The sequence below is a fragment of the Streptomyces himastatinicus ATCC 53653 genome, from assembly GCF_000158915.1.
GTDB classification, from domain to species: Bacteria; Actinomycetota; Actinomycetes; order Streptomycetales; family Streptomycetaceae; genus Streptomyces; species Streptomyces himastatinicus.
This window is the reverse complement of record NZ_GG657754.1, coordinates 3,250,076-3,258,697: the sequence shown is the minus strand read 5'-3', so window position 1 is coordinate 3,258,697 and position 8,622 is coordinate 3,250,076. Positions and strand designations below refer to the sequence as shown.

At 71.1% G+C, this 8,622-nt stretch carries 6 protein-coding genes and 2 pseudogenes; 3 read left to right on the top strand and 5 right to left on the bottom strand.

The features are described 5' to 3' along the window. Window positions 1-82: 82 nt before the first annotated feature. Window positions 83-1,537, bottom strand: a complete 1,455-nt coding sequence (locus tag SSOG_RS13135; RefSeq protein WP_009714710.1) for a sodium:solute symporter family protein — start codon at window positions 1,535-1,537, stop codon at window positions 83-85. Window positions 1,538-1,632: 95 nt separating this feature from the next. Between SSOG_RS13135 and SSOG_RS13130 the strand changes: the two are divergent. Beyond that, window positions 1,633-3,086, top strand: a pseudogene (locus SSOG_RS13130) (PucR family transcriptional regulator ligand-binding domain-containing protein). Window positions 3,087-3,117: 31 nt separating this feature from the next. Here the strand turns inward: SSOG_RS13130 and SSOG_RS13125 are convergent. Continuing rightward, window positions 3,118-4,479, bottom strand: coding sequence for an aspartate aminotransferase family protein (locus tag SSOG_RS13125; protein ID WP_039937434.1), 1,362 nt, complete (start codon window positions 4,477-4,479; stop codon window positions 3,118-3,120). A gap of 2 nt (window positions 4,480-4,481) precedes the next feature. After that, window positions 4,482-4,955: an Lrp/AsnC family transcriptional regulator gene (locus SSOG_RS13120; protein WP_039937431.1), complete on the bottom strand. Its 474-nt coding sequence runs from the start codon at window positions 4,953-4,955 to the stop codon at window positions 4,482-4,484. A 177-nt stretch (window positions 4,956-5,132) separates the two neighbouring features. On the opposite strand from SSOG_RS13120, the gene SSOG_RS13115 reads away from it, so the two are divergent. After that, window positions 5,133-6,584 carry a gamma-aminobutyraldehyde dehydrogenase gene (locus SSOG_RS13115; protein WP_009714706.1) on the top strand — a complete coding sequence of 484 codons (1,452 nt, stop codon included), beginning with the start codon at window positions 5,133-5,135 and terminating at the stop codon, window positions 6,582-6,584. Window positions 6,585-6,606: 22 nt separating this feature from the next. Here SSOG_RS13115 and SSOG_RS13110 read toward each other — a convergent pair whose 3' ends face one another. Both SSOG_RS13110 and SSOG_RS13105 read right to left on the bottom strand, forming a co-directional pair. Beyond that, a complete protein-coding gene (locus tag SSOG_RS13110; RefSeq protein WP_009714705.1) occupies window positions 6,607-7,296 on the bottom strand; it encodes a glycerophosphodiester phosphodiesterase in 690 nt (229 codons plus the stop codon). Further along, window positions 7,293-8,315 carry an adenosine deaminase gene (locus tag SSOG_RS13105; protein WP_039937429.1) on the bottom strand — a complete coding sequence of 341 codons (1,023 nt, stop codon included), beginning with the start codon at window positions 8,313-8,315 and terminating at the stop codon, window positions 7,293-7,295. The genes SSOG_RS13110 and SSOG_RS13105 overlap by 4 nt, the downstream gene beginning before the upstream one ends. A gap of 114 nt (window positions 8,316-8,429) precedes the next feature. Between SSOG_RS13105 and SSOG_RS53525 the strand changes: the two are divergent. After that, window positions 8,430-8,622, top strand: a pseudogene (locus tag SSOG_RS53525) (hypothetical protein); the annotation flags it as partial.

Here is an 8,622-nt window from a genome sequence, read left to right as displayed (position 1 = left end):
GATTCGACGACGAGATCGCCGCCGTGACGCTCGCGCGGTGCGGTGCGCATGGGGTGTGCCTTTCCTGGTGGTGGGGTGGGGACTACGCGTTCGCCGGAGTGGGGGCGGGTTCGGGGGCCGGGTCGCCGGCCAGGCGGCGGTGCCAGGCGTCCAGGACCGCCGCGTCCGTCGGCTTCGTGAACAGGCTCACCGCCACGTACGCCACGAGCGAGGCCAGCAGGCCGATGTAGATGGGCTCGCTGGCGAGGACGCCCTTCCAGAGCATCAGCCCGATCACCGTCGTACCGCCCACGGCCACCGACGCCAGCGCTCCCGCACCCGTGCCGCGCTTCCACAGCAGGCCGCCAAGGATCGGCACCAGGAGCCCGCCGACCAGCACGTTGTAGGCGACGGTCAGCGCCTCGACGACATTGTTCAGCGCGATGGAGATGCCGACCACCGTGACGCCCATGACGAGGATGAAGAGGCGGTTGCCCGCGACCTCGTCGTGCGAGGCGGTGGCGGGGCGGCCCCGGCGGCGGGCCCAGATGTCGTTGTTCGCGACCGTGGCGCAGGCGATGAGGGCGCCCGAAGAGGTCGACATCACCGCGGACAGGGCCGCGGCCAGGACGAGCCCCTTGACGCCGATGGGAAGCGCGTCCTTGACGATGGTCGCGAACGCGTCGTCGGGGGAGCCGAGGTCGGGGTAGAGGACCTTCGCCGCCGTACCGATGACCGCTCCGGCGACCGCGTACGCCAGACAGTACGTACCGGCCGCGGTGCCGCCGACGCGGGCGACCTTGTCGTTGCGGGCGGTGAAGACGCGCTGCCAGATGTCCTGGCCGATGAGCATGCCGAAGGAGTAGATGAGCACGTAGGTGAAGACCGTCTGGGCGCCGATGCCCATGGGGGAGAAGTAGCTCGACGGCAGTTCGGACTTCATCGCGGCGAAGCCGCCCGCCTTGACGACGGCTATCGGCAGCAGGAGGAGCAGCACGCCGACGGTCTTCACGACGAACTGCACCATGTCGGTGAGCGTGATCGACCACATGCCGCCGAGCGTGGAGTAACAGATCACGATGGCCCCGCCGAGCACGATCGCCACGACGCGGTCGAGACCGAAGATCACGTCGAAGATGGTGGCGTACGCGATGGTCGAGGTGACCGCGAGCATCAGGGTGTACGCCCACATGACGATGCCCGAGATCAGCCCGGAGGACCCGCCGTAGCGCAGGTCCAGCATCTGGCTGACCGTGTAGACCTTGAGGCGGGCGATGCGCGCCGAGAAGAAGACGGACAGGGCGAGCAGGCCGAGGCCGATGGTGAGGACCATCCAGGCGCCCGAGAGCCCGTACTGGTAGCCGAGGCCGACGCCGCCGATGGTGGAGGCGCCGCCGAGCACGATCGCGGCCATCGTCCCTGAGTACATGGCGGGGCCCAGACGGCGGCCCGCGACCAGGAAGTCGCTGGTCGACGTGGTGCGGCGCATGCCCCACCAGCCGAGGGCGAGCATGCCCGCGAGATAGACGACGATCACCGTGTAGTCGACAGCGGTCATGGTGGGGCTCCTCACGGCGGGGACGGTGACCGCGACCTTAGGGTGTCGCCGAAGAGGCCGGGAAGTGTACGTTTCCTCCACTCGTGGTCCCCGGGATGGAGGAAAAGGCCATGCCGCCGACAGTGCCCGTGCCCCTCGCCGTCCTGCTGGACCACCCCGGCCTGGGCCTGCGGCAGGTCGCCGGGCCGCGCGGGGAGGCGCCGGTGTACCTGGTGCACACGAGCGAGATGGAGGATCCCGTTCCGTATCTGCTGGGCGGCGAACTGCTGCTCAGCGCCGGGGTGCACGGTCCGGAGGCGACGGACGCGTACTGGGACCGCTATGTGGCCCGCACGGTCGAGGCGGGCGCCACGGCGCTGGGATTCGGCGTCGCGCCGGTGCACCAGGAGGTGCCGCGGGCGCTGATCGAGGCGTGCGACCGGCATGGGCTGCCGCTGGTGGAGGTGCCGCGGGAGACGACCTTCACGGCCGTGGCGAGCGCCGTATGGGACGCCATGGCCGAGCGCCGCCACCAGGAGCTGCGGCGGATCACGGAGGTGCAGCAGTCGCTCGCCGCTGCCGCCGCGCGACCCCATCCGGTACCGGCCGTGCTGCGGCTCCTGGCACGGCATCTGGGCGGGTGGGCGGTGCTGTACGGGCCGGACGGTGCGGAGCTGGCGGCGGCGGGTCCGCGCCCGTCCCCGGAGGTGCGCGGGGCGCTCGCCTCACTGGCCGCCCGGCTGCGGGCGGGCCCGGCCTCGGCCGCGGGCACGGCGGACGGGGCCGCCTTGAGCGCGTACGGCCTGGGCGGGCCGGAACGGCCGCTCGCCCTCGGGGTGTGCGCACCGCGGCGCGATGCGACGGAGACCGCGGTCGTGGGCGTGGCCATGGTGCTGCTCGCCCTGCTGACCGGGCGGCGCACGGCCGACGCGGGCGCCGAACGCACCGCGCTGGTGCGGCTGATGCTGGGCGCCGAACCCGCCGAGGTCGCCGGGCTCTTGAGCGGCGCGGAGATGTGGACCGTGGTGCGCGGGCGGCGCCGTGGGCGCGGCGACGACGGGCTGCTGGCCGCGGCCGCGCTCGCCGCCGGGCTCGGTACGCACCTGGTCGACCTGGCCGGGGACGAACTGTGCGCCCTGGTGCCGGGCGACGCGGAGGTACGGGCGCAGCCCGGCTGGACGCTGGGCGCCGGGGCGCCGGGTGTCCGCCGACGGACTCGCGCACGGGCGGCGCCGACGCGGACCGCGCGGTGCGCCGGGCGGTCGCGGAGCGGCTGCCCGTGGTGCGGCACGCTCCGTCGCGCGGCGAGGTCGCCTCACTGGTCGACCCGGCCGAGGCCGATACGCTGGGCCGCGCCCGGGTCGCACCGCTGGACGGTGCGCCCGCCCTGCGCGAGACGCTGCGGACGTGGCTGTCGCTGCACGGCAGTTGGGACCGTACGGCGGTGGCGCTGGACATCCACCGCAATACGGTCCGCCAACGCATCGCCCGCGCCGCGGCCCTGCTGGAGGCGGACCTGGGCGACGCGGACGTGCGGATGGAACTGTGGTTCGCCCTCAAGTGGGGCTGATGCCTCTGCCTCCCGGCGAGGCGGGGGAAAGTCAGAGCTTCGTCCACGCCTCCGTGAGCACACCCCTGAGCACCTGCTCGATCTCGTCGAACAGCCCCTGGTCCGCGATCAGCGGCGGGGCCAGCTGGACGACCGGGTCGCCGCGGTCGTCGGCCCGGCAGTAGAGCCCGTTGTCGTACAGCGCCTTGGAGAGGAAGCCGTACAGGACGCGCTCGGTCTCGTCGGCGTCGAAGGACTCCTTCGTGGCCTTGTCCTTGACCAGCTCGATGCCGTAGAAGAAGCCGTTCCCCCGGACGTCGCCGACGATCGGCAGGTCGTGCAGCCGCTCCAGGGTGGAGCGGAACGCCCCCTCGGCGTCCAGCACATGCTGGTTCAGCCCCTCGCGCTCGAAGATGTCGAGGTTGCTGAGGGCCACCGCCGCCGAGACCGGGTGGCCGCCGAAGGTGTAGCCGTGCAGGAACGTGTTGTCGCCCCGGTAGAACGGTTCGGCGAGCCGGTCGGAGACGAGGCATGCGCCGATCGGGGAGTAGCCGGAGGTCATGCCCTTCGCGCAGGTGATCATGTCCGGGACGTAGCCGAACTTGTCGCACGCGAACATCGTGCCCAGCCGCCCGAACGCGCAGATGACCTCGTCGGAGACGAGCAGGACGTCGTACTGGTCGCAGATCTCGCGCACCCGCTGGAAGTACCCGGGCGGCGGCGGGAAGCAGCCGCCCGCGTTCTGCACCGGCTCCAGGAAGACCGCGGCGACGGTGTCCGCGCCCTCGAAGAGGATCTGCTGCTCGATCTGGTCGGCGCACCAGCGGCCGTACGCCTCGGGGTCGTCGCCGTGGATCGGCGCCCGGTAGATGTTGGTGTTGGGCACCTTGTGCGCACCGGGGACCAGCGGCTCGAAGGGGGCCTTCAGCCCGGGCAGGCCGGTGATCGACAGGGCGCCCTGCGGGGTGCCGTGGTAGGCGACGGCCCGGGATATGACCTTGTGCTTGGTGGGCTTGCCGGTGAGCTTGAAGTACTGCTTGGCCAGCTTCCAGGCGGTCTCGACCGCCTCGCCGCCGCCGGTGGTGAAGAAGACCTTGTTGAGGTCGCCGGGCGCGTAACCGGCCAGCCGTTCGGCCAGTTCGACGGCCTTGGGGTGGGCGTAGCTCCACACCGGGAAGAAGGCCAGCTCCTGCGCCTGCTTGTACGCGGTCTCCGCGAGTTCGGCGCGCCCGTGGCCGGCCTGCACCACGAACAGCCCGGCGAGGCCGTCGATGTAGCGCTTGCCCTTGTCGTCGTAGATGTACGTGCCCTCGCCGCGCACGATCGTCGGCACGGGGGCGTTCTCGTACGACGACATGCGGGTGAAGTGCATCCACAGGTGGTCGTACGCCGTTTTGGAGAGGTCCGCGCTCATGGCTATCTCGTTCCCCAGGTGTAGGTCTGCTTCCGGAGCTTGAGGTAGACGAAGCTCTCGGTGGAGCGCACGCCGGGCAGCGTCCGGATCCGCTTGTTGATCGTTTCAAGGAGATGGTCGTCGTCCTCGCAGACGACCTCGATGAGGAGGTCGAAGGAGCCCGCGGTGACGACCACGTACTCGACCTCGTCCATGGCGGTCAGCGCGTCCGCGACCGGGTCGAGATCGCCGTCGACGTCGATCCCGACCATCGCCTGGCGCCGGAATCCCACGGTGAGCGGGTCGGTGACGGCGACGATCTGCATCACGCCCTGGTCGAGCAGCTTCTGCACACGCTGCCGCACCGCCGCCTCGGACAGGCCCACGGCCTTGCCGATGGTGGCATAGGGTCGCCGGCCGTCCTCCTGGAGCTGCTCGATGATCGCCAGGGATACGGAGTCGAGCGACGGCGTGCCGTTCTTGTCAGGTGTGGCCACGGCCCTCACTGTGCACGAGCCTCGACTGTCTGGCAACCCTCGATTGATGAATTCCGTTGTGTGGGTGACCAAAAATCACTGATTCCGTTGTTCTGGTGTGGCGGGTATGTTGAAAGCGTCGTCCTCGCGATTAGGGTGGTGTCTCACCCATCGGACAGCTGACAGGAGGGGTGGCACGTGACCACCGAGCTGCGTCGTTTGCGCAACTACATCGACGGTGAGTTCCGGGACGCCGCGGACGGGCGCACCACGGAGGTGGTCAACCCGGCCACGGGCGAGGCCTATGCCACGGCGCCGCTGTCGGGAGCGGCGGACGTGGACGCGGCGATGAACGCGGCAGCGGCCGCGTTCCCCGCCTGGCGGGACCTGGTGCCCGGCGAGCGGCAGAAGGCCCTGCTGAAGATCGCCGACGCCTTCGAGGCGCGCGCGGAAGAGCTGATCGCGGCCGAGTCGGAGAACACCGGCAAGCCAATCGGGCTCACGCGGGACGAGGAAATGCCGCCGATGATCGACCAGATCCGCTTCTTCGCGGGCGCGGCGCGGATGCTGGAGGGCCGCTCGGCCGGTGAGTACATGGAGGGGCTGACCTCGATCATCCGCCGCGAGCCGATCGGGGTGTGCGCGCAGGTCGCGCCGTGGAACTACCCGATGATGATGGCCGTGTGGAAGTTCGCCCCGGCACTGGCGGCGGGCAACACGGTCGTCATCAAGCCCTCCGACACCACCCCGGCCTCCACCGTGCTCTTCGCCGAGATCATCGGCGGGGTGCTGGCGGAACTGGGCCATCCGCAGGGCGTGTTCAACGTCATCTGCGGCGACCGGGAGACCGGGCGGCTGATGGTCGAGCACGATGTGCCCGCCATGGCGTCCATCACCGGCTCGGTGCGGGCCGGTATGCAGGTCGCGGAGAGCGCGTCCAAGGACCTCAAGCGGGTCCATCTGGAGCTGGGTGGCAAGGCGCCGGTCGTGGTCTTCGAGGACAGCGACATCGCCAAGGCCGTCGAGGACATCTCGGTCGCGGGCTTCTTCAACGCGGGCCAGGACTGTACGGCGGCCACCCGGGTGCTCGTCCACGAGTCGATCCACGACGAGTTCGTGACCGCGCTGGCCAAGGCCGCCGCGGACACCAAGACCGGCGCCCCGGACGACGAGGACGTGCTGTTCGGCCCGCTCAACAACGCCAACCAGCTGGCCCAGGTCACCGGCTTCATCGAGCGGCTGCCCGCACACGCCAAGGTCGAGGCGGGCGGCCACCGGGTGGGCGAGAAGGGCTACTTCTACGCGCCCACCGTGGTCTCCGGGCTCAAGCAGGACGACGAGATCGTCCAGCACGAGGTCTTCGGCCCGGTCATCACCGTCCAGTCGTTCTCCGACGAGGCCCAGGCGGTCACTTACGCCAACGGCGTGGAGTACGCGCTCGCCTCGTCGGTGTGGACCAAGGACCACGCCCGCGCGATGCGGATGTCCAAGGCGCTGGACTTCGGCTGCGTCTGGATCAACACCCATATCCCGCTGGTCGCCGAGATGCCGCACGGCGGATTCAAGAAGTCCGGCTACGGTAAGGACCTGTCGGCGTACGGCTTCGAGGACTACACCCGCATCAAGCACGTGATGACGTCGCTGGGCTGATGCCCCGATAGCGGCCTTTGGGTCAGCGGCGGCTGAGCAGCGTACAGAGGGTGCCGATGCGATTCGTGGTGATCGCGTCGGCACCCGCGCGCAGCAGCCGCGCCATCGAGCGGCGGGTGTCGGCGGTCCAGGCGGAGACCAGCAGGCCGTCGGCGTGGGCGCGTTCGACGAGGCCGGGGGAGACCAGGCCGAAGCGGTAGTTGAGCCAGCGGGGCCGCAGATCGGCCAGCAGGGTGGGCCGGGGCGGCGCGAGGGTGGTCCAGGTCAGGGAGATCTCGGCGCCGGGCTCCGCGCGGCGCACCCGGCGCAGCGCGGACAGCTCACCGCAGTAGTACACCCGGTCCGTGGCCCCCGCCTCGCGCACCTCGGCGACGGCCGCGAGGGCGGCCGACGCGTCGGGCAGGTCGATCAGCAGCCGGGTCCGTCCGGTCGCGGCGAGTGCGTCGCGCAGCGTGGGTATGCCTCCGCCGGACAACTGCCGTACTTCCTCGGCGGTCAGCGCGGACAGGGGCCGGTCATGGCCCCACAGCCGCTTGAGGCCGGCGTCATGGAGGAGGACCGGGACGCCGTCGCGGGTCAGCCGGACGTCGACCTCCACGGCGCCCGCCCCGGCGCGTATCGCCGAGCCGATGGACGCCAGGGTGTTCTCGCGGTGGGTGTACGGGTCGCCGCGGTGGCCGACCGGGACGAAGGCCGCGCCCGCCACCGTCATCGGGTCGCGACCACCGTGTAGGCGTCGATCTCCGCGGTCAGCCGCGCCTTGCCCGGCGCGTCCAGGAAGGACGCCTCGACGGCGTTCTTCGCGAGGGCCGCGACACCCGCCGCGTCCAGGCCGAGCAGCCGGGCGGCGACCGCGTACTCGGTGTTGAGGTCGGTGCCGAACATCGGCGGGTCGTCGCTGTTGATGGTGACCAGCACCCCGGCCTCGACCATCTGCTTGATGGGGTGCTCGTCGAGGGTGGCGACCGCGCGGGTGGCGATGTTGGAGGTCGGGCAGACCTCCAGCGGGATGCGGTGCTCCGCGAGATGGGCGAGCAGCTTCGGGTCCTGGACGGCGCTGGTGCCATGGCCGATCCGCTCGGCGCGCAGCTCGGTGAGGGCGTCCCAGATCGTCTGCGGTCCGGTGGTCTCGCCCGCGTGCGGAACGCTGTGCAGCCCGGCGGCGATGGCGCGGTCGAAGTACGGCTTGAACTGCGGGCGCGGCACGCCGATCTCGGGCCCCCCGAGGCCGAACGAGACCAGCCCCTCGGGGCGCAGGTCGCAGGCGATGCGGGTGGTTTCCTCGGCCGACGGCAGCCCGGCCTCGCCGGGGATGTCGAAGCACCAGCGCAGCACGGTGCCGAACTCGGCCTCGGCCGCCTTGCGGGCGTCCTCGATCGCCTCGGTGAACGCCGCGTCCGGGATGCCGCGCCGGGTCGAGCTGTAGGGGGTGACGGTCAGCTCGGCGTAGCGGATGTTCTGCCGGGCCATGTCGCGGGCGATCTCGTAGGTGAGCAGCCGCACGTCCTCGGCGTCGCGGATCAGGTCCACCACGGAGAGATAGACGTCGATGAAGTGGGCGAAGTCACGGAAGACGAAGTAGTCCGCCAGCGCCTCCGGATCGGTCGGCACCTTGGAGTCCGGATGGCGCGCCGCCAGCTCGGCCACGATGCGCGGGGAGGCCGAGCCGACGTGGTGGACGTGCAGCTCCGCCTTGGGCAGTCCGGCGATGAAGGCGGTGAGATCGGTCAACGAGAACCTCCGGGTGACGGCCGTCGGCGGCGGGCTCCGGTCATCGTAGATGCGGGGGCACGGGGCGGTGTTGCCAGCCCGTAGCATGGGCGGACATCGCTGTGGGGGAGATACATGGCTGACCAGCCCGACCAGCACAACCAACAGCGGCAGCCGGAGCCGCGCGACCACGATCCCTGGGCCCCGCCGGCCCCGCCCACACGTCTGGACAAGCCGCCGTCCCGGCCCTCGGTGGCCGAGCAGCAGACGCTCACCTCGCTGCCCACGGGGCCGCCCGCCCCGCCCCCGCCGCCCGTGCCGGGGCCCC